This window comes from Providencia sp., assembly GCF_003533305.1.
Classification (GTDB): domain Bacteria; phylum Pseudomonadota; class Gammaproteobacteria; order Enterobacterales; family Enterobacteriaceae; genus Providencia.
The window spans coordinates 229552-255333 of sequence record NZ_DOEH01000023.1 but is presented as its reverse complement, the minus strand read 5'-3'; the positions used below and the strand labels follow the sequence as shown (position 1 = coordinate 255333).

Annotated in this window: 26 protein-coding genes; 11 read left to right on the top strand and 15 right to left on the bottom strand. The window is 38.7% G+C overall.

Annotated features, from left to right (window positions below; all coding sequences use genetic code 11):
• Positions 1-356 precede the first annotated feature (356 nt).
• The 9 genes from DD649_RS15580 (at position 357) to DD649_RS15540 (ending at position 8789) form a co-directional block, all read left to right on the top strand.
• On the top strand, positions 357-911 hold the full coding sequence (locus tag DD649_RS15580) for a fimbrial protein (RefSeq protein WP_294108599.1): 555 nt from the start codon (positions 357-359) through the stop codon (positions 909-911).
• A 363-nt stretch (positions 912-1274) separates the two neighbouring features.
• A complete protein-coding gene (locus DD649_RS15575) occupies positions 1275-3764 on the top strand; it encodes a fimbria/pilus outer membrane usher protein (RefSeq protein ID WP_294108597.1) in 2490 nt (829 codons plus the stop codon).
• 14 nt (positions 3765-3778) lie between these two features.
• Positions 3779-4507 carry a fimbria/pilus periplasmic chaperone gene (locus DD649_RS15570; RefSeq protein ID WP_294108595.1) on the top strand — a complete coding sequence of 243 codons (729 nt, stop codon included), beginning with the start codon at positions 3779-3781 and terminating at the stop codon, positions 4505-4507.
• A 28-nt stretch (positions 4508-4535) separates the two neighbouring features.
• Positions 4536-4880 (top strand): hypothetical protein, encoded by a 345-nt coding sequence (locus tag DD649_RS15565; RefSeq protein ID WP_294108593.1) that lies wholly within the window; start codon positions 4536-4538, stop codon positions 4878-4880.
• Positions 4873-5406, top strand: a complete 534-nt coding sequence (locus tag DD649_RS15560; RefSeq protein WP_294108590.1) for a fimbrial protein — start codon at positions 4873-4875, stop codon at positions 5404-5406. Before DD649_RS15565 ends, DD649_RS15560 begins: the two co-directional genes overlap by 8 nt.
• Positions 5407-5417: 11 nt before the next feature.
• Positions 5418-5924 (top strand): type 1 fimbrial protein, encoded by a 507-nt coding sequence (locus DD649_RS15555; protein ID WP_294108588.1) that lies wholly within the window; start codon positions 5418-5420, stop codon positions 5922-5924.
• A gap of 15 nt (positions 5925-5939) precedes the next feature.
• Positions 5940-6995, top strand: coding sequence for an adhesin (locus tag DD649_RS15550; RefSeq protein ID WP_294108586.1), 1056 nt, complete (start codon positions 5940-5942; stop codon positions 6993-6995).
• A gap of 28 nt (positions 6996-7023) precedes the next feature.
• Entirely contained in the window at positions 7024-8499 is a 1476-nt protein-coding gene (locus tag DD649_RS15545; protein WP_294108585.1) for an O-antigen ligase domain-containing protein, read from the top strand.
• 14 nt (positions 8500-8513) lie between these two features.
• Positions 8514-8789, top strand: a complete 276-nt coding sequence (locus DD649_RS15540; RefSeq protein WP_294108583.1) for a helix-turn-helix transcriptional regulator — start codon at positions 8514-8516, stop codon at positions 8787-8789.
• A gap of 17 nt (positions 8790-8806) precedes the next feature.
• On the opposite strand, the gene DD649_RS15535 is transcribed toward DD649_RS15540, so the two are convergent.
• The 4 genes from DD649_RS15535 to DD649_RS15520 form a co-directional block, all read right to left on the bottom strand.
• Positions 8807-9439, bottom strand: a complete 633-nt coding sequence (locus DD649_RS15535) for a TonB-dependent receptor (RefSeq protein ID WP_336430936.1) — start codon at positions 9437-9439, stop codon at positions 8807-8809.
• Positions 9417-9656, bottom strand: a complete 240-nt coding sequence (locus DD649_RS15530) for a hypothetical protein (protein ID WP_336430935.1) — start codon at positions 9654-9656, stop codon at positions 9417-9419. The genes DD649_RS15535 and DD649_RS15530 overlap by 23 nt, the downstream gene beginning before the upstream one ends.
• A gap of 97 nt (positions 9657-9753) precedes the next feature.
• Positions 9754-10938 (bottom strand): cyanate transporter, encoded by a 1185-nt coding sequence (locus DD649_RS15525; RefSeq protein ID WP_336430934.1) that lies wholly within the window; start codon positions 10936-10938, stop codon positions 9754-9756.
• Positions 10939-10991: 53 nt separating this feature from the next.
• The gene (locus DD649_RS15520; RefSeq protein WP_336430933.1) at positions 10992-11696 is read right to left on the bottom strand and encodes an ankyrin repeat domain-containing protein; all 705 of its coding nucleotides are present in this window, start codon (positions 11694-11696) and stop codon (positions 10992-10994) included.
• An 87-nt stretch (positions 11697-11783) separates the two neighbouring features.
• On the opposite strand from DD649_RS15520, the gene DD649_RS15515 reads away from it, so the two are divergent.
• Positions 11784-12635, top strand: coding sequence for a LysR substrate-binding domain-containing protein (locus DD649_RS15515; protein ID WP_294108572.1), 852 nt, complete (start codon positions 11784-11786; stop codon positions 12633-12635).
• A 2-nt stretch (positions 12636-12637) separates the two neighbouring features.
• Positions 12638-13012 (top strand): DUF4440 domain-containing protein, encoded by a 375-nt coding sequence (locus tag DD649_RS15510; protein WP_294108571.1) that lies wholly within the window; start codon positions 12638-12640, stop codon positions 13010-13012.
• On the opposite strand, the gene DD649_RS15505 is transcribed toward DD649_RS15510, so the two are convergent.
• From DD649_RS15505 to DD649_RS15455, 11 genes are all read right to left on the bottom strand, one after another.
• Complete coding sequence (locus tag DD649_RS15505) at positions 13007-13297, bottom strand: type II toxin-antitoxin system RelE/ParE family toxin (protein WP_294108569.1); 291 nt, start codon at positions 13295-13297, stop codon at positions 13007-13009. The genes DD649_RS15510 and DD649_RS15505 overlap by 6 nt on opposite strands.
• Positions 13294-13545, bottom strand: a complete 252-nt coding sequence (locus DD649_RS15500; protein ID WP_336430932.1) for a type II toxin-antitoxin system Phd/YefM family antitoxin — start codon at positions 13543-13545, stop codon at positions 13294-13296. Before DD649_RS15500 ends, DD649_RS15505 begins: the two co-directional genes overlap by 4 nt.
• A 259-nt stretch (positions 13546-13804) precedes the next feature.
• Positions 13805-14092, bottom strand: a complete 288-nt coding sequence (locus DD649_RS15495; protein WP_294108566.1) for a HigA family addiction module antitoxin — start codon at positions 14090-14092, stop codon at positions 13805-13807.
• Positions 14092-14370, bottom strand: coding sequence for a type II toxin-antitoxin system RelE/ParE family toxin (locus DD649_RS15490; protein WP_294108564.1), 279 nt, complete (start codon positions 14368-14370; stop codon positions 14092-14094). The genes DD649_RS15495 and DD649_RS15490 overlap by 1 nt, the downstream gene beginning before the upstream one ends.
• A gap of 304 nt (positions 14371-14674) precedes the next feature.
• Complete coding sequence (gene fbaA, locus DD649_RS15485; RefSeq protein ID WP_294108562.1) at positions 14675-15751, bottom strand: class II fructose-bisphosphate aldolase; 1077 nt, start codon at positions 15749-15751, stop codon at positions 14675-14677.
• A 60-nt stretch (positions 15752-15811) separates the two neighbouring features.
• Complete coding sequence (gene pgk, locus DD649_RS15480) at positions 15812-16975, bottom strand: phosphoglycerate kinase (protein ID WP_294108559.1); 1164 nt, start codon at positions 16973-16975, stop codon at positions 15812-15814.
• Between the two features lie 105 nt (positions 16976-17080).
• Positions 17081-18100 (bottom strand): erythrose-4-phosphate dehydrogenase, encoded by a 1020-nt coding sequence (epd, locus tag DD649_RS15475; protein WP_294108555.1) that lies wholly within the window; start codon positions 18098-18100, stop codon positions 17081-17083.
• 307 nt (positions 18101-18407) lie between these two features.
• Positions 18408-20402, bottom strand: coding sequence for a transketolase (gene tkt / locus DD649_RS15470; protein ID WP_294108554.1), 1995 nt, complete (start codon positions 20400-20402; stop codon positions 18408-18410).
• A 497-nt stretch (positions 20403-20899) separates the two neighbouring features.
• The gene (locus DD649_RS15465) at positions 20900-22018 is read right to left on the bottom strand and encodes a hypothetical protein (RefSeq protein ID WP_294108552.1); all 1119 of its coding nucleotides are present in this window, start codon (positions 22016-22018) and stop codon (positions 20900-20902) included.
• 138 nt (positions 22019-22156) lie between these two features.
• A complete protein-coding gene (locus tag DD649_RS15460; RefSeq protein ID WP_336430930.1) occupies positions 22157-24841 on the bottom strand; it encodes a fimbria/pilus outer membrane usher protein in 2685 nt (894 codons plus the stop codon).
• A gap of 126 nt (positions 24842-24967) precedes the next feature.
• A complete protein-coding gene (locus DD649_RS15455; RefSeq protein ID WP_294108548.1) occupies positions 24968-25765 on the bottom strand; it encodes a molecular chaperone in 798 nt (265 codons plus the stop codon).
• Positions 25766-25782 lie beyond the last annotated feature (17 nt).

Below are 25782 nucleotides of genomic sequence, written 5' to 3'. Positions count from 1 at the left end.
AATTCATATTAAACAACCTTAAATCACCTTAGAAATGCAATTTTTTAATATTTATTCATACATTAAATCAGAATTAAAACATTAAAATAATCATTTAAAAAATAAAAATAAGCATAATACACTTAGTTACATTGAAATAACGAAATAATATTCCAATTCACTCATTAAGTGTATAAACTTCTCTTCGTCGAAAATGACTAATAACACGTAACGCTACCGTACTCGATAAGTACTAGCATTGTGTAATTGAAATTAAGTAATTGAAGTCCACTTTGGACATTTAGATTTACACCTATAACTGAGGCCCCCTTATTTATAGGGTGTTACTAAGATAAATATTTTAAGGATTATACAAAATGAAATTAAATAAAATTGCCCTAACCGTTGCAACTTTAGTTGCTACATCAGCGTTATCTACTTTTGCTATGTCTGATGACAATGGTGAAATCCGTTTCACTGGTCAAGTAGTTAACTCTCCTTGTAATATTGAAGCGGATAGCCTGAAACAAGAAATTTCATTCGGTCAACTATCTCGTGCAGCTTTAGAAGCAGGTGCAGCTTCAGAAAAAGACATCACTATTAAGTTAAAAGACTGTAACTTTAATGAATTTAGTAAAGATGGTGAAGACAAATGGGTTGCGGTTAAAGACATGAAGATCACTTTTGGTGGCAAACAATACGCAGGCAAAGATAAAGAATTTTTAGATGTTAGTGGTACAGCAAGTAACATAGGTATCCAAATTAAAAACTTCAAATTCGATGAAGCAAAATCAATTATGAACCAAATTCGTAATCAGAAAGGCGAAAACGTGCTTGAATTTACTGCACAAACTAAAATTGTCGATAGTGCCGCACCAGTTACAGAAGGTGACTTCAGTTCTATCGCTGACTTCAAAATTGCTTACGAGTAAGTTTTAATTAACTATTCACTAGGGAGGAGTATTATCCCTCCCTATAAAAAGGTTAATAATGAAAATAATATATTTATTATGGTCAATAATATTATTATGTCATATACCAAACAACATAAACCATATGATTAACAATTTTAAATCAGGCAATACTAAATATACACAACCAGAAGCCAACCAAACAAAAAAAAATGTATATAATTGCAACATAACTAAAAGAATAATTAAAAATCTTTTAAAATTAAAAAACAACTAACAAATTAACAAGCAAAAAATCTTTTAAAATTAATAACAATGAAAAAGAAAACACATTAATATAATTAATCGCAAATAAAAAACAATTTAATAACTTAATAAAAAAATATGGCTAAATTTAATATAATTCCTTATTTAATTCTTGCTTCGTTCATATCAGCAATTCCTACGGTTGCTTATTCCGTCGAATTCAATACCGATATGTTAGACACTGAAGATGCACAGAATATCGATTTTAGCCAGTTTTCTCAGGCCGGCTTCGTTATGCCTGGCACTTACCATCTAACGATAAAAGTAAACAATGAGCGACTTGGGAATGCTCAAGATATTAAGATTGGCCCTCTTCAGTCTCCAGAAGAATCTTTATTTAATGCTGTTTGTATACCTGCAGATACTTTAACTGCACTCGGATTAAAACCAGACGTTATTAATTTAGTTAAATACAACAATAACGGCCAATGTCTTGATTTATCAGCACTAGAAGGTGCAGTTTTAAGCGTTGAATTATCGACGCTAACGCTATCAATAACGATACCACAAAGTTATTTAGAATATAGCGACCCAAGCTGGGTACCACCATCACGCTGGGAAGATGGCGTCATGGGATTTTTATTTGATTACAATATAACCGGTTCTTTAACTCGCCGAAATATCGGTTTAAAGGAAACCTATGTTTCCGCTAATGGCACAACCGGAATTAACGCTGGTGCTTGGCGAGCACGAGCAGATTATCAAGCTAATTACCGAGAAACAACTGGGGATTATAATAGTAAAACAAGTGATGCCGTACTCAGTCGTATATATGCTTATCGCTCGTTAAAAACAATTGCGGCTATTTTAACACTTGGAGAGAACTACTTTTATTCTCCAATGCTTGAGTCTTGGCAATATCTTGGTCTTTCAATAGAAACCGATGAAAATATGATGCCACCAAAATTAACGGGCTATGCGCCGGAAATTATTGGTATCGCAAAAACTAATGCTACCGTAACCGTGAGAAGTCGTGATCGTATTGTATTTGAAACTACCGTACCCGCTGGCCCTTTTCAAATACAAACGCTAGACAGTTCAATTCGAGGCACGCTTGATGTCACCGTGCGTGAAGAAAATGGTGAAGAACAAAAATTCACTATGACGACAGCAGCACTGCCTTATTTAACGCGCCCAGGCCAAATTCGATATAAATTTGCAATCGGAAAGCCACGCTATGAAGGCCGTCAACTTGAAGGCGATTTAACTGCATCTGGAGAGTTTTCGTATGGACTAAATAACCTTTGGTCAATATATAGCGGCTCAGTTCTTTCTAAAAACTACCAAGCACTATCAATCGGGTTTGGGCGTGATTTATTTACTTTTGGAAGTTTGTCTCTTGATGTCACTCAGTCACATTCTCAATTAATAAATAAAATATTATCAGGGCGCAGCTATCGATTAAGTTATTCCAAGTCCTTTGATGAAGCGCGTACCGATATTACCTTCGCAGGGTATCGATTTTCAGATGAAACCTATCGTACATTACAACAGAGTTTAGAAGAGCGCCGCTCTGATACGAGTATTCAAGCACAAAAAGAAAGCTATCAGATTAATATCAATAAATATTTTGATAACTTCTCCCTTGGTGGGAATTATAACTACAACACTTACTGGAATAGCCAAGCTGAAGAACAATATAGCGCCTATTTAACTACGTCATTTGATTTGCCCTCAGTGGGTTTAAAAAACCTCAGTTTAACTGCATCTGCAACACGTTCTAAACGTGCTGGCTACAATGATGATGCGTTAAGTCTATATCTTAGTGTTCCGTTAAGCCAATCAAGTAGTCTCAGTTTTTCTGAAGGTTACTCTCAGTCGCAAAATGGGCAAAGAAGTTCTACACACAACGTCGGATATAGCGGCTATGACGACCAGCGTAATTACAGTTTAAATGTTGGCTATCAAACAACGCAATCGCAAAAAGCCCAAAGCAGTTTTAGTGGTTACATGAATCAAAACTTACCTTATGCGTCAGTATCCGCCAATGCCAGTTATGTTCCGAACGAATATCACAGTGTCGGCGGTTCAATAAATGGGGGGATCACCTTAATACCAGATGGTATTGCCATGCATCAAGCCGCCTATGGTGGTACCCGCTTAGTCGTCGAAACCCCTGGTGCATCCGGCGTACCTTTAAATGGTGGAGTATACAAAACTAACTACTTTGGATTAGCTGTATTACCCAATGTTGGCGGCTATAGAAAAACAACTGCATCAATTAATACCAGCAAGTTACCCGCAAACGTTGAAGCCTTAGACACCATGACCGATGTCACATTAACGCAAGGTGCAATTGGCTATCGCCGTTTAAATGTCATTACAGGGAAAAAAACCTTTGCACGCTTAAAATTAGCCGATGACTCCTATCCACCATTTGGTGCCAGCGTTCGCAATAAAAATAATATTGAACTAGGCATCGTTGGTGAGCAAGGCATAACCTGGATTGTTGGTGTAACACCACAAGAAATATTAAATATTTACTGGGGAAATAAACAACGTTGTAGTGCTGAAGTACCAAATTTAGCCGATACCGCAGAAATTTACCCAACCTTAATTTGTCGTTAAACAAGAGAACTAAGATGAAATTTAATTTACCTTTTTTAATTCGTGCCACAGGCTTAATAACAATTATTGGTGCAATTAGTATTGCACAAGCCGCGGTCACTCTTGATCGTACCCGTATTATTTTTGATGGTAATCAGCAATCTACCAATATTACTATCCGTAATGATAATGCAGAACAACCTTATCTTGCCCAATCTTGGTTGGAAAATGCAGCAGGCAAAAAATTAGTCACGGGTCCTATTGTTACTACGCCACCTATCCAAAGAATGGAACCACAATCAAGCAGTATTGTTCGTTTAAGTACGAGCCCTGAAATTGCAAAATTACCTCAGGATAGAGAGTCACTATTTTATTATAACTTAAGGGAAATTCCGCCTACATCAACAGAGGCTGGCGTATTGCAGATCGCCTTACAAAGCCGAGTTAAACTGTTTTATCGCCCGGAAGCAATTGTGGCCGAAAGCAAGAAAGAGTGGACCAATCAATTAACACTGACGCAATCCGCACAAGGCTACCAATTAAATAATTCAACACCTTTTCATATCACTGTCATTGGCTTTGGTAACAGCAAAAAATTCTCTGAAGAAACCGACTTTGAAGCGGTGATGATCGCACCAAAATCAACACATACATTTAAATCAGCGAAACTGACGACACCTCATTTAACCTATATCAATGATTACGGCGGTAAACCAACGCTCGCATTTAAATGCCAAGCCACACAATGCAGTGTGACCAAATAATTCACATAAAATGAAAAGGAGCGTTAGCATGAAAATACATCAATTAGGGTTATGGATGCTGATAATACCCACAACGGCACCTGCAATTACGCCACAAAATACCCCGGTTATGTATCATTTTGCGATGTCTCCGTGCCTACCACGAGTCGCAACGCAGCTTGGTATTAATCTGAGCGGCGAACCGATTTATCGAATCAGTACAAATTTTACTCATTGCATCTCGATAACGCAAAAAAAGCACCTTTGGCTTCCATTTTCTCTTGTTTCAGAGAAAACGAAGCATGTGCTATCAGCACCACCTTTAGATAATATTTTTTCATTCTCAGTTATCGCCAACAATTTTAATTATCGTTTGGAGATGCATTATGACTAAATTTTTGTCGTTAATACTAGGTGCTTACCTACTATTGTTGGTAGGAAATAATAGTTTAGCAAATGGTTTAGTAGTTAATTTTGAGGGTAATTTACTCACTAACGGCTGCAAATTATCCGACGACGCACTTAAAAAAGAAATTACCCTCCCTAACTTACGATTCTCTACGTTGGAAAACCTAGGACGCTCAGATATTCAACCTTTTCAATTGGATATTGTTAACTGCACTACGATGGCTATGAATAAAACGATTAAAATTACACTAAGCTCTGAAAAAATAATAACTAATAATGGGATCAGTTATGTAATGACAAATGGTGTTACCAACATTTTATTAGCATTAACTGATAATGAGGGTAAAGAACTCAAATTTAATGTACCTATTGATATCAGTAAAATCACTCAAGTCGGTAAAGATTCAGTTAATACCTTGCTTCTCGGTGTATATGCAAAAAAACCTTGGATTGATCGTCTAAAACCGGGTGATTTTTCAGCATTGGTGACTTTTAACCTAGACTATATATAAGGAAAATCCCAATGAATATAATACGTAACTTTGCACTATTTTTGCTATTTTTCCCCGCAATCACCTACAGCGACGTTTACATTACCTTAGAGGCAACACTTATTAGTCCTGCTTGTGTCGTGACAAGTACTAATGGTGAAAAAGAACTGACAGTAAATTTTTCAGATGTCAATGCTGAAAGAATTCCAGAAACAAAAAAAACATTCCAGCTTGTAATCGAAAAATGCGATGTAAAAAAAGGCTTACAAATGTATCTCTCACCTAAAGATGGTGACACCGCCTTGATTAACGGTATACCTGTACTTACAACCAACATTGACGGACTAGGAATTCGTTTCGTCCAAGAGGGCCAAGTCTCCTCTCTTCCTTTTTATGAATGGAAAAAAATCATACCAACAACTAATGATTCAAAAGGTTTCTTCGCGATAGAAGCACAACTCGTCACAGATAAAAAAATTGAAGATTTGCAAGGCGGCCCATTTCGAGCCGCTATCTCTCTCATGATTGATTATATTTAATATAGGGCTGGAACAGTGAAAAAGGTAAAAATAACTCCCTTAATTTCGATACTCATATTGCTATTTTTCTATAGTAATTTATCTCATGCTCTAACTCGTTACACTAATACTGGTGGTAGCTATATAATAAATTTATCCTCTTACAATGCTAAAATTAATAATTCTTTAATAACAGGAAGTAATGGAGAAAAATATTATTCTATAACGCCACCCAATCAAGAAGGAATTATCGTTAATGAAAATACATCACAAGCTACTGGTACGGTTAATTGTCGTACAGACTATGTTTTAGGCCCCGGCTATTTAGATGCAAAATATGCTTATCATCGTATATTTTCATATATACCAAAAGCAGGCTTCACTATTAATGGATACGACGTATACAAAATAAATTCTAATACTTATGTTACGATGTACTCCAGCAAATCTTTAACAACTCAATGGGTAAATATACCTTCTATTGGTTGTTCTATTTCTAATACAGGTCCTTTAGATCCCTCTAATTTCAAAACTCTTTTCCCTTTTGAAATTAGAGTTTTTGTTAAAACCATTCCTATTGATGGTAAAATAATAATTCCACAAGCAACGATTGCAGGCTATTCAGTGATGTTCCAAGATACTTATAAGCCTAATATGAGTCCAATATCAGAAAATAGTGCAACAATAAAAATAGAGTTAACAAGCTCAATGATTAATTTCCCTTCAGACTGTAAATCAAGTATTGATAATTTAAATATTGACCATAAGATCTTGGATGCGGCTGAATTCGGGAGTAAAGCAATCCGAACTATAACTTATCAGTGCAATAATGATAAAGCAGTAAAAGCTAAATTCAGCTTAGATTACGCTACCGATAATGACCCTCAAAAACGTGTTCCATTAAAGTCAGGTAGTAATACCATTTACTCTGAATTAACATTATATGATGCAGAAAGTAATCAGCGTGGAAAAAGCTTCGTTGCTAATATCAATAAAATCAAAACAATTCAAATTGAAAGTCGTATTTCAGGCTCCAATGCTAAGCCAGGAAAGTATAAAGGAAACGCTTGGCTAATTGCGACTTATTTATAATCTTAACGACAAATGAATAAATAATAAAATGGTTAAATTCTCACGTGCAATTTTTATTGGTATATATATCATTTGGAATATAGCCAATATAATTTACATCGATAGTTTAAGTAGTTTACGCCAAGCGTTACTACAAAACATCATTAGTTGGCTGGCGATTATTTTAATCATCGCCAGCGTAGCCTTTAGTGTTGCCTATCGAAAAAGTAGAATTGTGATTACCTTACCTGCTCTTTGTTATTGTTTAGCCTTAATTATTTTAGTAGTGAGTTTAATATTTTCAAAAAAAGCTAATCAGGAACTTGACCTTTGGTATTGGTCAGGTATTACTGGTGGCGTATTATTTTATATTGTGGGCTTACAACTTAAGAATAAATGGTCAATACAGTTTTTCTGTATCTACGGTTACATTGCAGTAGTTGGCATACAGGCAATATTAGCCTTTTACCAATATTTATTTGAATCTGATGCTTTTTATTTTGCAGAGGAAATGCGTTCAAATGGTTTGTCTCAGCATATTAATGTGCTATCAATCAACATATCTACCGCCTGTTTATTATCATTAACAACATTAATATTATCGCAATTTAGGCTATCATCCAAACGAAATGAACAATTCCGCATTACTGCCATTGGCATTTTAATATTTATTTTCACTTTAATGATTATTTTATTTCAAGCGATAACATCTATACTTATTTTTATCATTTGCATGTTTATTTTCACTTTTCTTTTTTACAAAAAAAACAAGGCTAGGTTCATTGGCAGTTATTTGATTATTTTTTTTGCGTTATTGATGAGCGCTTATCTCATAAATGAACGCATTGAAAGTATAGATGATTTTCTTGTTAATCAATTTTATCTTAATCAAATATTACGTTTTTCTATGACTTTATTTTTTGAACAACCTTATGAGTTATGGAGCGATATATTATTACAGGAAAGCAATCATAACAAAATAACATTACCTTTTTTAAATATACAATATTTTATCACTCCACGCTCACACAATGAAATATTTCTTTGGATTATGACGGGGGGGTATATTAACCTTATTTTTATGTCCCTCGTTCTAACTGGAGGAGTTTACATAGCTTTTCAATCGTTTATAAAATACAAAGAAAACGGGAATGGTTATTCTTTAGCTATAATCCTATCAATAACTCCTATGATTATTTATAGCAATATAAAATATCCATTCCTTTTATCCGCATTACATTGGGGAATGATTATATTATTTTTGTCTTTTTCTGATGTGGCATTCCCATTAAAGACACAATCATTATTTTATATCAATAGAAAACTATCGCATCTATTTGGTTTTGTTGTTTCCTTTATTGCACTAGCCATTTTTATTATCGGTCTATTTATACTCAATAGAGAACAATCTATTTATGAAAACGACCTTAATCAAGAAATAAAATTAAGTACAAATAAAATTACACAAAATAATAATGGAAGCTCGCTTCCTATAAATATAACTAATAGCAATAACGCTATATAAATAAGAGAAAAACCATGAAAAAATATAATAGTAACATTAAAAATGACCATATTGGCCAACTTATTCGCAAAAGACGCCTAACGTTAGGTTGGAGTGCGAGTACACTTGGTCAAAATACAGGATTGAGTCAACAACAAATTTCGCGTTATGAACGTGGAACACAAAACTTCACTATTTATCGCCTTTGTATCTTTGCCAATGTTTTGCAATGTGATTTAAATTATTTTCTTGAACAACGAGGCCAAGAAAGTGACTTACAAAAGGAAATTTCTTTTAAATTATCACCATAGTGCTAAATATTTCATATTCAGCCACTAACTAAAACTGACTTCAGTATATAGCTGAAGTCAGTTTTTAAATATAATGTTAATACAAAATTTAAACTTCTTTTATCTGTAACCGTTGCATATAACGATAATGGGACAATGTCACTAATAATGCGACAAAGGCTATCATCAAGATATTTGGTGTCAGTATAGGTATAACCGACTGATACATCCCAAAACGACGTGATAAAACCAACACCTTCAAGTTCAAAACCTTGACTACGTACTTTGCCGCCACTGACAAAATAATTATTAAATCCGCCTGATGGATGTTCAGGGTCGATTTGTGGATTATTTTTTATATCGATTTGATAAATCACACCGGATAAATTCAGACTGCCATTTAGCAAACCAGCTTTCACCCCACCTTCAAGGGTTTGACCTTCTACCGGCTTGAGCATTTTACCGCTCAACGTTCTGCCAGTTTGTGGCTGATAAACCGTCGAATAGCTACCATACAGCGACCAGTCTTGTGCAAAGTCCCAAATCACGCCACCATAGGGGGTGATTCGTCCATCTTCGGTAAATTTCGCAGTTGGCGTTTTCACATCCCACCAGCTATCACGGGCATAGACGATCACGGTTACAGGTTCAATAACTTTGATGCGCCCCATACCATAAAGGCCTTTTTACCATGTTCTCGCTACTGCGACAGCCCATTCCACCTTGGTGAATCGCGACAATTTTAAGTCCTGCATTTTGCTCTTCATCAATACTAAGGTCATTTGCGATTAAAAATTCGCCACGACAGATACGGATATGTTGTCCTATTTGTCGTTCTTCACGATTTGAGTGGGCAAGACTGAGTTTTTCTTCGATGCGTTGCTGCATAATGGCTCTTTAAAAGATGAACAAATTTGCAGCTAACTTGACAAAGAAACAAGAAAATAACAATGATTATCATTTGCATCATGTACTATGAAATTATTCACTTTACGCTAAAAATCCGGCTGTAGCCTTGTGGATTCAAACGCAAAAACAATAATAATGTTATTAACACCATCACGATATGTATTGCCCATACCCAGCCAAAACCTTGGCTAACTTGATGCACCCAAGCCGCTAATAAAGGGCCAAAACCCGCAATAATAAAGCCACCCGCCTGCATCAATGAGGTTAATACCCCAGCGCTTGCCGGATGGGGTAAATGATCGAGTGACGTAATAATCGTCAAGGCAAAACTACCCCCAAGCCCACAGCCCAATAAACCGACCCAGACAAGTGGCACAAAATTAGGCAATAGCATCAACCCGGCAAATCCTAACACTTGACTGATTAGCGTCATCATTAACCAAAAGCGGCGATCAATATTATGGGAAGCCAAGACCGGGATCATCAATGCAGCTGCCGCTTGAAAAACAGTTAACATCGCAACAAAAGAACCACTTTTTTGTGCGCTCATCCCCTGCTCTTGGAAAAAAGGCGCCAACCAAGTCACTACCGTGCCATAACCTGCATTCACTAAACCAAACCCTATCATTAACAGCCATGCTCGCGGTTTAGTGAGAAAAATCCATATCGAGTTTTGCCCAGTATCAGACATCGCGCTAGTGGACCGAATATTTATCAACACAGCGATAAGCGCAATCAATGCAGGAAGAGCAAGCCAAGCCAATGCCTGCTGCCAATGTCCTGATGTTTTCGACAATATTGGCGTTAACTGTACGCCAATTGCCCCGCCCACCATCAAGGTTGCAGAATAGAGCCCGGTCATTGTGGCCATTTTTTTGGGAAATCGAGACTTAATCATCCCCGGAAATACAGCCTGTATATAAGCCGCGCCAAGGCCACACAAAAAAGCCGTCAATAATAGCGCAGAGCCTGTCGTGACAAAGAGTCGCGTAAATGATCCCAATAGCAGTAATAGCATCGCTATACTGATACCAAGGCGCTCGCCCAAACGCCGATTCAGTGCGGGCACAATCAGCGCACCAACGCCCATAAGTAGCATTGGTAATAAGGTCAATAACGAAATATCTTGATAGCTCATCCCTGTCGTTCGGATGATATCGTCAATAACTGGCCCCGGCCCTGTCATAAAAGGTCGTAAGTTAATGCCAACTAAGATAATAGTGGCGACTAAGCCTAACGATGATGCAATTGGTTTATTCATTAACCCACTTATTCCTACTGCTAATGTTCTGCTACAAAACTGTTTATCTCGCCTTATTTAGCGCCTGAACGTTCGAGGATCGCGATAAGATGGCGATAACCCTTATCTTTTGCGAGGACTAATGGCGTATTACCTGACGCATCTGCGAGATTAACATCAGCGCCCCCTTCAATCAGCATCGTCACGATTGTGGCATATTTATCACTGCCATCACCTAGAATGATCGCTTCGATTAATGCAGTCCAACCTAATCGGTTAACATGATTAACATCAACACCCGCATCAATCAGTGTTTTCACGGTTTTAACATGTCCGCGTTCGGCCGCAGGGATCAACGCTGTACCGCCATAACGATTGGTACTTTTTAAATTTGCACCATGACTGAGCGTCATCTCAAGAATTTCTTGCAAACCTCGCGCACCTGCATATAAATAAGGGGTGTCTTGCATTGCATCTACCGCATTAACATCTGCGCCCTGCTCAATAAGATAACGGGCGACATCAATTTGATTAGCATGAGTGGCCGCCATTAATGGCGTGCGTAAGCGAGGATCACGCTGTTCGATATCAGCCCCTTGTTCAATGCGTTGTTGCACCGCACTAAGTTGACCTTTTTCAGCGAGTATCGTTAATTGTTCAGGGTTTGAATTTGCCATAGATTTAACCATAAGTATCAATGAAATACTGAATATTCCAAAGGAATAAATAGCCCATTTAGTTGTTAAAAACCATTTAATCTTTAAAAATAGTACATTCATCACTTGTCTCCTTATTGGGGACTCTTTAATCTACTTAAAATATATACTATTTAGAAATTAAATAATTAAATCTCAGGTATTAATAAAATGAATTCATTACTCAATTTTGTTTTGTTAAAAACATTCGTGGCTGTTGCTGAGACGGGTAATTTTACGGTGGCTTCTCAACATTTAAACTCAACACAATCAACGTTGAGCCAACAGATCCAACGCCTAGAAGCATTAGTAGGACAACCACTGTTTATCCGAGGACATCGCATATTGGCTTTAACTGAAACTGGCGAAGTATTATTAAGTTACGCAAAAAAAATCTTAGCGCTAAATGATACTTTCTTTATGAAAATGACGGGTAATGCCATTATTCAGACCATTAGACTTGGGTTTCCTGAAGATTTAGCCTCCGGCCAAGTCACGCCAACACTGGCGATTTTTATGCAAGATAATCCCAATATCCGCCTTGAAGTAACAAGTGGGTTAAGTCGCCAGCTCCATCAACGTTATCAACATGGTGAACTAGACTTAATTATCGTAAAACAACGAAAAGGTGAATTCAAAAGTCACTATCATTGGCCAGAACCGCTTTGTTGGTTGACGACCAATAGACGAGAACATTTAAACACCGATTCTGTCCCTTTAATTGTGTTTCCCGAAAATGGTCTATATCGCAATGATATGTTCAAGTTACTCGATATTGAACAACGTCCTTGGCACATCACCTACACCTGTTCTAGTCTCGCGGGTATCCAAAGCGCCATCACTGATGGGCTTGGGGTGAGTTTGCTACCTGTGCGAGCGAAACTCCCTCAACATCGTATTTTAACGGAAGAAGACGGCTTCCCCACAGCACAAGAAATGGAAATTGCGATGCATTTTCATACGGGTTCTGACACATTAAATGCACTTGCACAACAACTCGCTCGCCAGCTTGGGCGGTTATAACTATGAATGAAATTTTTGAGTTGTTGATTGAACTAGAGAAAAAACTACATTCGTCAACCAATAGGCATAATTCAGATTTTTTAGCTGAAATATTACATGAGGATTTTTTTGAATTTTGCCGCTCAGGTGTATCGACCAATAAACTCGATACGCTAGCAAGCTTGAGCGAAGAAGAGCCAAAACAAATCTACTCAGAAAATTATACTTGTTCTATGCTAGGTGACGATTCCGTTCTTATCAATTACCATAGTTTTGAACTTGAGGAAGGGTTAGAAATAAAACACACCAATCGTTCATCTCTTTGGTTACGAAATCCAGCCAATCAATGGCAGTTAAGATTTCATCAAGGTACGCCTTATAAAACCGAGGCTTTATAAGCGTTTTTTAGCGATATCATACACTTCATTACGATTTCTTTTTCCAATGGTCACAACAATAATAATTAATTCATTATCAATGACTTCATAAACTAATCGATAACCAGATGCCTTCAATTTTATTTTATAACAATTCGCTATCCCACTAAGTTTTGCTGATGGAATGTGAGGGTTTTCTATTAGTGATTTTAATTTTTTAGCGAATTGCTTTTGGATTGTCGCCCCAAGCTTTTTCCATTCTTTGGCTGCTTCTTCTCTAAATTTGACCTTATACACATCAGTCATAGATAACTATCCAAATCGATATCGACTAATTTTTGATTTTGCCTCTCTTTAACAATCTCAATAAGAGCCTGATCTTCAATTTGTTCTAGTAAGTTTTCATAAACATCAGCAGGAACACAGTAAAATGCCGGTTTATTCCTATTCAAAATAGCCACAGGAAAACCTTCACCAGAATCTACGGTTGCCATCGGATTTTTTTTTAATTCACTGATACTTGCAGTCACATCACTCAATATAATATGAGGCATCTTATTACTCCATAAGACCTGTTATTAGGTCTGATTATAGCACTCATGATTAACAGAACAAGTCTAAGTATTTCAACGATAGGTGATGATTCCGTTCTTATCAATTACCATAGTTTTGAACTTGAGGAAAGGTTAGAAATAAAACACACCAATCGTTCATCTCTTTGGTTAAGAAATCCAGCCAATCAATGGCAGTTAAGATTTCATCAAGGTACACCTTATAAAACCGAGGCTTTATAAGTGCTTATTAATAAAGAAATTAAGCCGTGGTAACGAGACTCTCTAAATGTGTAACATCAACTTTCCCTGCTGCGATATAAAGGCTGTAATTATCTTGAATATTGAGCCAAAATTTTGGTGAACTCCCAAGAACTTTAGATAGTTTAATTGCCATTTCAGGGGTGACAATTGCAGTGCCTTTAAGTATACGGTGGACAGTAGAAGGTGCTACATGCAAAGCTTTCGCTAAATCTCGCGCACTTATATTTAACTCATCCAAAGTTTCTATTATCAGTTCACCTGCATGGGGGGGATTGAACATATTCATTAATGATAGTCCTCATAATTAACTATATAAGCATTGCCGTTTTCAAAGCGAAAGGTGATACGCCAATTACCAGTGACAACGATAGACCAGTATCCAAGCTTATTTCCTTTCAATTGGTGCAAATTATAACCGGGTCTATTGATATCATTAACTTGTGCTGCCGAATCAATAACAGCCAATCGTAAACGAATTTTATTACTATGCTCTATATTTATTCCGGCCACTGAACCGTAAAGAAAAAATTGTTTTAATCCCTTATGTTTAAAATCTTTTATCATCGTCTTATCCATAGGTTCAATAAGATTGTATCACTGCCGTTGCGTATCGCGCAACAACTGGTTATATTTTAATCGACACAATTTCTCTTTTTTCGCTCCAACTTTAACTTCATTAGTAGTAAAAAACTTTATAAAGTTGTTCTGAAAATAATTTGAATATAAAGGCAACTATCCATTTATTAAGTAACTAAATTCAAAAAAAACAATAAATGTTAAAGTATTATTAAAATACACTAACATAAAAAATCCCCCCGCAAGTCGCCTTACGGAGGGATTAAACTTTCTAAATTAACGAGTTAGTTAATTACAGAACGTCAACGCAATTCAATTCTTTGAATGCTTGCTCTAAACGAACAACCATTGACTCTTGTGATTTACGTAACCATACACGAGGGTCATAGTATTTTTTATTAGGTTTATCCGCACCTTCTGGATTACCTAACTGAGCTTGCAAATAGCCTTCGTTCTTTTTGTAATATTGCAGGATACCGTCCCAAGTTGCCCACTGAGTGTCAGTATCGATGTTCATTTTGATAACACCGTAACCGACAGCTTCTTTGATTTCTTCAGCGCTTGAACCTGAACCGCCGTGGAAAACGAAATCTAAGCTATTGTGTGGCAAGTTAAATTTCTCAGAAACGAAATCTTGTGAATTACGCAGAATTTTTGGCGTCAATTGCACGTTACCTGGTTTATAAACACCATGAACGTTACCGAATGATGCTGCGATAGTGAAACGTGGACTAACTGCGTTCAGTTTCTCATAAGCATAAGCAACATCTTCTGGTTGAGTGTATAGCTCAGAGCTATCCATTCCTGTGTTATCAACACCGTCTTCTTCGCCGCCAGTACAACCTAGCTCGATTTCTAGAGTCATGTCGATTTTTGCCATACGCGCTAAGTATTTAGCACAGATTTCAATATTTTCTTCTAATGATTCTTCAGATAAATCAATCATATGTGAAGAGAATAATGGTTTACCTGTTTTCGCGTAGTGTTTTTCACCCGCATCTAACAGGCCATCAATCCATGGCAGTAATTTACGTGCACAGTGGTCAGTATGCAAAATAACAGGAACACCGTAATGTTCTGCCATTTGATGCACATGATGAGCGCCAGAGATTGCACCTAAGATAGCCGCTTGTTGGCCTTCCGCTTTCAAGCCTTTACCTGCGATAAATGCAGCGCCACCGTTTGAGAACTGAACAATAACAGGAGCACGTACTTTTGCTGCCGCTTCAAGTACGGCGTTAATTGAATCAGTACCAACACAGTTCACCGCTGGCAATGCAAAGTTATTTTCTTTGGCAACTGCGAAAACTTTCTGTACATCATCACCCGTGATAACACCCGGTTTAACAAAATCAAAAATTTTAGACATGTGAAAAGGTCCTGTGGTGAATAGGCGGTCAATGCCGCCTATTGTGTATGAACAAATTAATTACGCTTTAGCACGTTCTTCTAGCATCACAACAGCTGGGAGCTTTTTACCTTCAACAAATTCAAGGAAAGCACCACCGCCGGTAGAGATATAGGAAATTTTATCAGCGATATTAAATAAATCGATAGCTGCTAGGGTGTCACCACCACCAGCGATAGAAAATGCGTCACTTTCGGCAATTGCACGAGCAACGATTTCTGTTCCCTTACGGAAGTTAGGGAATTCAAATACGCCAACTGGGCCATTCCACAGAATGGTTTTTGCATTTTTCAGAATCTCAGCCAAACGTTCTGCGGATTCGTCACCTAAGTCCAAAATTTGTTCGTCATCTTTGATTTCAGTGCTTGGTTTCAAAGTGGCAGCCGCAGTTTCAGAGAACTCAGTTGCAACACGAACATCTGTTGGTACTGGAATTTGGCAGTTAGCCAGTAATTTTTTCGCTTCAGGGATTAGGTCTGCTTCATACAATGAGCGACCCACATTATTACCCTGCGCAGCGATAAAGGTATTTGCGATACCACCACCAACAATCAGTTGATCAGCAATTTTAGACAGTGAATCTAAAACAGTCAGTTTAGTTGAAACTTTAGAACCACCAACAATCGCTACCATTGGGCGCGCAGGGTTACCCAGCGCTTTACCTAATGCTTCCAGTTCATTGCTCAGCAATGGACCTGCACAAGCAACAGGAGCGAATTTTGCAACACCATGCGTTGACGCTTGAGCACGGTGAGCCGTACCAAATGCATCCATCACATAAACATCACATAGTGCAGCATATTGTTTAGATAGGGTTTCATCATCTTTTTTCTCGCCTTTATTAAAGCGAACGTTTTCTAGAACAACTAACTCACCATCAGCAATATCAACGCCATTCAAATAGTCTTTAACCAAACGAACTGGGTAATCAATTTTTGCTGCCAGATAGTCAACAACAGGTTGTAAAGAAAACTCTTCGTTGTATTCACCTTCAGTCGGGCGACCGAGGTGAGAAGTGACCATGACTTTAGCACCTTGCTTGAGAGCATTTTCAATTGTTGGTAATGAAGCACGAATACGCGCATCAGAAGTAACTTTGCCATCTTTTACAGGAACGTTTAGGTCAGAACGAATAAAAACGCGTTTACCCGCTAGGTCCAAATCGGTCATCTTAATTACAGACATGGTGAATCCTCTTGTTGATTCTCTATAAAATTTTTATCGACCCTATGTAAATAATCAGGCATACCAAACTTTTTTGTATATCAATAGCTGATTATCAGTAGTCAATTAGTTGAAACCTGTTTTTGCCATCGCTAGCGTTGTATCTAGCATCCGGTTAGCAAAACCCCATTCGTTATCACACCAGACTAGGGTTTTAATTAAATGCTGACCACTTACTCTCGTTTGAGTTCCATCAACAATGGCACTGTGGGGATCATGATTAAAATCCGTCGAGACAAGTGGTAATTCAGTATAGTCTATTATACCACGAAAATGTGCTTGTGCGGCGCCGTGCAATAGTGAGTTCACTTTTTCGACACAGACGTTTTCATGCACAGTAACGCTCAAGTCTATTGCCGTCACATTGATGGTTGGCACACGCACCGAAATAGCCTCAAAGCGACCTTCAAACTTCGGAAAAATACGGGTAATTCCGGCAGCTAGCTTAGTATCAACAGGGATAATAGATTGGCTTGCCGCACGCGTTCTCCTCAAGTCTTTATGATAAGCATCGATAACTGGTTGGTCATTCATTGATGCGTGGATCGTTGTCACCGTGCCTGATTCAATGCCGAACGCGTCATCCAATAATTTGATAATAGGAATAATACAGTTTGTGGTGCAAGATGCGTTAGAGACAATTTTATCTTCTTGTCTAAGGCTATCATGATTAACGCCATACACAACGGTCGCATCAAGATCGTCAGTACCCGGATGAGAGAACAACACTTTTTTTGCGCCAGATGCAAGATGCTGTAAGCCATCTTCACGGGAGCCATAAGCCCCACTGCAATCGAGTACAATGTCGATTCCCAACTCTTTCCAAGGCAATTGGTTTATCTCAGATTGATGAAATATACGGATATTGTCATCACCAACCTGTAGAAGCTCACCATTGAGACGCACATCCCAAGCAAAGCGCCCATGGCTTGAATCATATTTCAACAAGTGCGCAATGCCTTCAGGCTCGGCCAGCTCATTGATTGCCACCACCACGATTTCCGCTCGGCGGCTAGATTCATATAAAGCTCTTAAAACACTTCGACCAATCCGACCAAAGCCATTAATTGCTACCCTGATTGCCATTGAATACCTTATATCTGAGCAAAATCACACGGTTGCTTAGGATAACTGACTCACACAAACTCTACTGCTCATTTTAGCTGTCAAACATCAAAAGTGTGCTTCACTCGACATTTTTGATATTTTTTTCATTGGATTAACTAAAACTGAAACGGTTCAGCTTATCTAGAATTAGATTAAGGGATAAATTTACAGAACGCAATAGCAAAACAGGTACGAATGCACAAAAAAACAACGCCCTTGTACCTAAATTGATACAAGAGCGCTTTTTAGCTCTATTGCCGTCACTTACCAGCAATTAATTTGGGCGCTATTTCAATAATGCTTTTGCTGATGCAACTGCATTTTCAACCGTAATACCGAACTCTTTGTACAGAAGTTCCGCCGGAGCTGATTCACCAAATGAATGCATACCAATAATTGCACCATTCAGACCTGTATATTTGAACCAGTAATCTGCAATACCCGCTTCGATAGCCACACGAGCGCTAACATTTGCAGGTAGAACCGCTTCACGGTATGCCGCATCTTGTTTATCAAATGCATCTGTTGATGGCATTGAAACCACACGAACTTTACGACCTTCAGCAGACAGTTGGTCAGCCGCTTTCACGGCTAATTCAACTTCAGAACCAGTTGCGATAAAGATAAGCTCTGGTGTGCCCGCGCAATCTTTCAGGATATAAGCACCTTTTTCGATATTCGCTAATTGCTCAGCGGTACGAGGTTGCTGTTCCAGATTTTGACGAGAGAAAATCAGTGCACTTGGACCATCTTTACGCTCAACAGCATATTTCCATGCAACCGCAGATTCGACTTGGTCACAAGGACGCCATGTGCTGACATTTGGTGTCACACGCAGGCTTGCAAGTTGTTCTACTGGCTGATGCGTTGGGCCATCTTCACCTAGACCGATAGAGTCATGTGTGTAAACGAAGATGCTACGAATTTTCATCAATGCTGCCATACGAACCGCATTACGCGCGTATTCAACAAACATGAGGAAAGTTGCACCGTAAGGAATGAAGCCACCATGCAACGCAATACCGTTCATAATAGCTGACATACCAAATTCACGAACACCGTAATGGATGTAGTTACCTGCAACATCTACGTTCAGTGCTTTAGAACCTGACCACATAGTTAAATTACTAGGTGCTAAGTCAGCAGAACCGCCCATAAATTCAGGTAATACTTTACCAAAAGCTTCCAATGCATTTTGTGAAGCTTTACGGCTCGCGATATTCGCTGGATTTTGTTGCAGTTGTTCAACAAACTTCTTCGCATCAGCATCAAAGCTTGCAGGTAACTCACCCGCCATACGACGTGTAAATTCTTTTGCTAGCTCAGGGAATGCACTTGCATAAGCCGCAAATTTAACATCCCAAGCGCTTTCTTTTTCTTTGCCAGCAGAGCGAGCATCCCAAGCTTGATAAATTTCTTGTGGAATTTCGAATGGCGCATAATGCCAGCCCAACGCTTCACGTGTTGCCGCGATTTCTGCATCACCTAATGGCGCACCGTGAACAGATTCTGAACCCGCTTTGTTAGGTGAACCAAAACCAATCACTGTTTTACAGATGATAAGTGTTGGTTTATCTGCTTGGTTTTTCGCTTCATTAATTGCCGCATTAATTTGATCTGCATCATGGCCATCAATATCACGGATCACATGCCAATTGTAAGCTTCGAAACGTGCTGCGGTATCGTCTGTAAACCAACCTTCTACTTCACCATCGATAGAAATACCGTTGTCATCATAGAATGCGATCAGTTTATTTAATTTCAGGGTACCCGCTAAAGAACAAGCTTCGTGTGAGATACCTTCCATCATGCAGCCGTCACCCATAAATACATAGCTATGGTGATCAACAACATCATGACCTGGACGGTTAAATTGTGCCGCTAATGTACGCTCTGCGATTGCAAAACCGACAGCATTTGCAATACCTTGTCCTAATGGACCGGTAGTCGTTTCAACACCCGGTGTATAACCATATTCTGGATGGCCCGGTGTTTTAGAATGTAGTTGACGGAAGTTTTTTAACTCTTCGATTGATAAGTCATAGCCTGTAAGGTGTAGCAAGCTATAAATCAACATAGAACCATGTCCGTTTGACAATACAAAACGGTCACGATTTGCCCAGTGTGGATCTGCTGGGTTATGGTTCATGTGGGAGCGCCAAAGCACTTCAGCAATATCAGCCATGCCCATAGGCGCGCCAGGATGCCCTGATTTTGCTTTTTGAACCGCATCCATACTTAGAAAGCGGATAGCATTAGCAAGGGTTTTACGAGTCGTCATCAGTATACTCCAGGTAGGATAAAAACGTACTTAAGCCAGTTTTCACATTTCAAAATTATGACTAATTTCACAGCCAGACCATGAAACTAACGCAATTTGATCTTATTTGCTACGCTCCTGACAGCCAACTGTTAATAAAATAGGCTATCGCAGTGCTGAATCCATTCTATTGCGCAAAATTTCACTTTAAGGCGCCCTTATTGCGCAAAACATTACCCTTATTAAACCTGAGTTCACTATCAGGGATCAAGGTGATTTGTGATTCTGAAGCAATTAGTCGTAAATTTAGTGATAACTGACAACGTTTCTTGAAAAAAAACGATTAAAATAAGTGCGTTTCAATTTCCTTAACCAAATGAAAACCAAATCAATTTCTGCCTAATCGTCAAAGTAAAATGATTATAGTTAGTTGTGAGCTATCATTTTTATCGGTATTTATCATCAATGTTTATCTTAAGTGGAACCCTTAAGTCTTACACTTAAACTCATCACTCAATTTAATTCCACAAAAGATTAATGGTCGCAGTAGCACTTGCGCGCCCCAAATTATTGGCTTTATTGTTACCACTGCCACACAAATAAAAAACATAGGGGATCAAATTTATTCCATTCTTAATTTTGCCGCCATCGATCCAACGATCGGGTGAAGAGAAATACATTGTATTAGTTCCTGATGAACCTGAACAAGAAAGATCCCCTTGAGGCCTTATCCATCCTCGAATCTCACCTGCCGAAATGTTATTCTCCTCATTTCGTAACGTGAGAATATTAGGCCAATTTTCTGCTTTTCCAATCACTTGAATTTTTACATTCGCAACTCTATTTGGATCATCACTAAAACAATTAATATTCAAATCGCCAGTTTGTTGCGCTAAATATTCGTCACTTTTCGTATTAAAGCCATTAATTATGCCAAAATTAATAGTTGGTGGCGCGGATATAGAACAATTCAATGGGGGAATATAGGTGACCGTTAGTAAATCAGAAGCATTAATATTAATGTAATCACCATTTGTTCCCTGACCTTGAGCCCGTCGCAACCCAATTCTTTGTAATGAAAAAGAACCGGCAACTGCACGAGATGAAATATAGTAACCATATTGACCATTTATTTGTATTGTCGTTTTGCTTGGTGTTCTAAAACTTTCAGTTAAATAAGAGTAACAATTTTCTGAATTTGTTTTTGGTGGTATCGATCCAGATAAAACGCCATAACGATTAAATGTACCATTAACTGCTACTGTCCCATGCGAAGAAGAAATTACACTTCCTGTAATATTTGTATCATATATAATTAATAAAATGCCAGTCTCTAATTCATATCCATAATAACCATCAATTGTTTTCCAATTGCTTTGGTTACTGGAACAAATACCCCCTCCCATACTTGTAAGTGCAAATGCAAAGCCTGAATATAAGGAGTCACTTTCATTTAAATATGTATTCGCAGGAACAGTGACTGAACCTGAAAAAGAGCCTACTGGTATAAAACCTTCATTAATTGAAGCATTAATTCTAGCCGCATAAGAATTATTCATTCCTACCAAAAAGTACCCAATTCCAATTAATATAGTGACTATCCATCGATAATAACTATTTTTTAATTTAAATATCATTAAGCTCGCCCTTTTCATTACATTATATTAAATTGAAATTTATTCCATCACTACGAAATATAAGTGATTATTTATTTAATAAATTTATTGGCATTTTATTTTCACCTTCAGAAATCCAACATCTCAATTAATATGAACTCAACGTAAAAATATACGTTTTTCATTATTTTTTTCATGTTCTAACGTGAGTAGAATAGAACTCATTTCTACTGGTTTAGGCTCTGCTAACATAATTTTTTTATCAATTACACTGTTGCAGGTATAAGTCACTTGGCGTATTGGGTTATCTGAATTTATGTTCAAATGCGTAAGTGCAAATTTCACTCGACATTGGCGGTCTGGTGTCTCGCCCCATTTAACTAATAATTCACCCTCTTCAGGAAGACCGGCTAGGTATACTTGCCCCATATCTCCAACAATACTGCTGACCTCATCCCCACTCGTTGCATTCATTAATGTAGCGATGGCACCGAATGGTACGGATTGCTGATTTGGTTGCTTCAACGTCACTAATACCTGATAACCAATGCGGGTGGCAATATTCACCTTAACTACCGCCCCTTTGGTTGGATAAACATTTACATTTGAATGCGTTACATCCACCCCCTCAGGCAATGTTGTCGGATCGATTCCCACGCTGTTTTTCATATAATCAGATAAATAAGGCGCAACAGCATAGCCTTGCCAATCTACGGTCGCATTACCATTAGTCAAGTGGGCTCCAGACGCACCAGGAGCACTGACCAACGCGACTGATTCACCCATTGAGCGAGATAATGTCACCCCACCGGCATGAACTAGAAGTCCACCACTGGCATTCATATTAATGGAACGAGAATCACCACTGTAGCTATACCCCGTACTTAAACTACCTTTATTACCTTGATATCCTAAATTGACATTACTAACCGCTGTTTGCCCTTGGTTTCCCCAACTTTGTGAGACACTGTACGACATAGCACTATCAACTAGACTACCACTCAGTCCAATTTGATTTTGTGTCCGCCCTTGATTATCCTGAGTCATCGTCGAAGTCGCATAGATAGACTGTAAATCCTCTGAATAACCAAAAACACGCAACGGAATACTCATATTGACGCTGATTTGACGGTTTTCAGGCCAATTTCCATTTGTATCTTTCATTCGGTCAATATTGTAATTCACACCAAAGCTGACATTTTTCACCGTTCCGCTATATCCCAAGGATAATCCTGTTAAGGTTTTACTTCCCCCCCAATAGTCATCTCGATGCGCTCGAAAATGTAGCGTACCGTATCCGTTTAATTGTTGACTTAATTGTGTTTGGAAGCTGCTACGACGACGTTGCAAAGTCCATGGGGTGACTCCCTCTTCAAGACTATAGCCCTGACTATTAAATTCACTAAAATTATAAAAATGTTCTGTCGAATAACGGAGTGCCGTTAAATCTACAGATGTACCCGTTGAGACTAAACTTTTCGAATAGCGTAACCGATATGATTGACCCGTTTTACGATCAAATTTCCCCGCAGCTGTTTGAAACTTGGCAACTGACTGAGTAATATCTGCCGAAACTGCACCAATCTCCCCTAATGAGATCCCCGACCCTGCACTGATGGATTGGTAATCCTTTGCAGCAAGCACACCGCCGAATAATGTGATCCCACTTTGTGAACCATACACTCCCGTACCGAGCACGAAATCTGATTGCTTCGATCCTTGAGTCTGTGAGCCATTATAACGCCCCGCAGTTAATTCATATTTCCAACTACCAGGGCGCAACATCATCGGCAATGCGGAATAAGGCACAATAAAGCGGCGTTCAGTACCATCCGTTTCCGTCACGGTCACATCAAAGTCGCCAGATAATCCAGCTTGTTGAATATCATTTATATAAAAAGGCCCCGGTGCCACATAGGTTTCATACACCACATTGCCATTTTGACGCACCGTAATACGGGCACTTGTATTGGCAACACCACTAATCACAGGTGCATAACCACGCAGCTGACTCGGTAACATTTGCTCATTTGAGGTAAGTTGTACTCCTTTAAATGGCACGCCATCGAATATTTCACCTCCGGTACTGGCTTCCCCTACCAATAATGTCGAGCGTAGCCCACGAATATCACGAGACAAATAAGTATTCGAAAAACGTGTTTGTTGCTGAGTTCGATTTCCTTGCTCCGATTGCCCACTATAGCCAAAACGGGTATGAGTCATCGTACTGTTTAAGCGCCACGGCCCAAAGTTGACACGCCCCCTCACTGAAGCAAATAGATTATCGGCCTGTGAAGTTCTGTTACTCGCACTATGGTTACGGTTTCGACCTGCACTGAGGCTATAATTTAATATCAACGCAGGAATACCATCTTCCCACAGTGCCGGGTCCATTTGACGAGCTAACACCGAATTCATCGCCACTTGCGGAATACTGATATCTAAACGCAAACGCGCCAAATCTAGTTTTGTGGTCGCCTGCGGAATATAAGCCGCTAAATCGTCAATTGGGGTTTTCAAAGGTAACGATTTAAGCTTTGGCACATTGGTCACATTCACCCCCCATGATGCCAAAAGAGCAGGCGTTAATTCAGGCACAATGACTTGTTTCACGTTTTTTTCAAAATGAAGCGTAAATTGCCCTGCATCTTGGTGGTTCACAAACACGGCAACCGTATAATCCCCTTCGGCAATGCCACCTTCTTGACTAAATGCCGACAAATCAACTTGGCTATTTTCACCACTCAAAGTCAAAAAGCTCGGATCGAAATAGTCTTCACTGTAAACCAATGGCGACACGCTCAATATTACGCCCACACTTAATAACTTTAAGCGAAAAAGCATTGGCAGCCCCTGCGCTCTATTCATTTTTTGTTTTCGAATACTTTGCATACATCTATCTCAATTAATCAACAGGCACACTAACCCCCAATGGCTGTGTTCCATCGTAAAAAAATTTGTGTGGAAATATTAAAGTGCGGTATTTAGTCTCTGAGTTTGTACCGTGGATTTAAGCCCATTATCATCGATAATTTGCCAACTCACCGAGCGACCACCTGACGTAGAGAGTCCATAATGCTCAACCGAAAAAGGCGCAATCATGGAATGTCCCTCAAGCGATACAGAATCCATATCGACAGAAATATCACTCATCGTCACGTAATAAGGTGTTGGATTCTTAACCTCAAGCTGCATACCCTGATGTGAAAACTGCAATTGTTTTGCTCGTTCATCACCGTCCATAAAAGGTAAACCTTCAGGGCGATAAAATAATTTGAGGCTATTTTGCAAGGCTAGTACCATCTTTGCGCCAGACCGCTCTTCAGAGTCTGATTGTGCTGGAATGGCTTTTAACGCCAACATGAATACTGATTCACGGTCTACTGGTAATGTATTTTTTGTCAACCGAATACGTAATGTCATTTCATCCAAAGGTGCAAAACGAATTAACGGCGGCAGCACAATAAATGGCGCATTAGTGGTCACCTCACCTTTCGTTTCTTCCGATAATTGCAAGTCATCTTGAGCCGCCAAAACTGGCCACGACAAAACCCTCGATTGCAATAAATAGACTTGCGATGTTCTATTAGTCACCGTAAAAGTAATGCCATTCTTTTCATTGCTAGGATAAATTACCCTTGTGCCTTGCAAGACAATTCCATTACTCTCACTCGGTATTTCGGCTTTCGCTACTGAAATATTGGCTAAGAATAAAATAATCACCAAGCTATGAATACCTTTCGGAAATAGGGTGTACTTGCTCTTCATCGTCCTACTCCTCATTC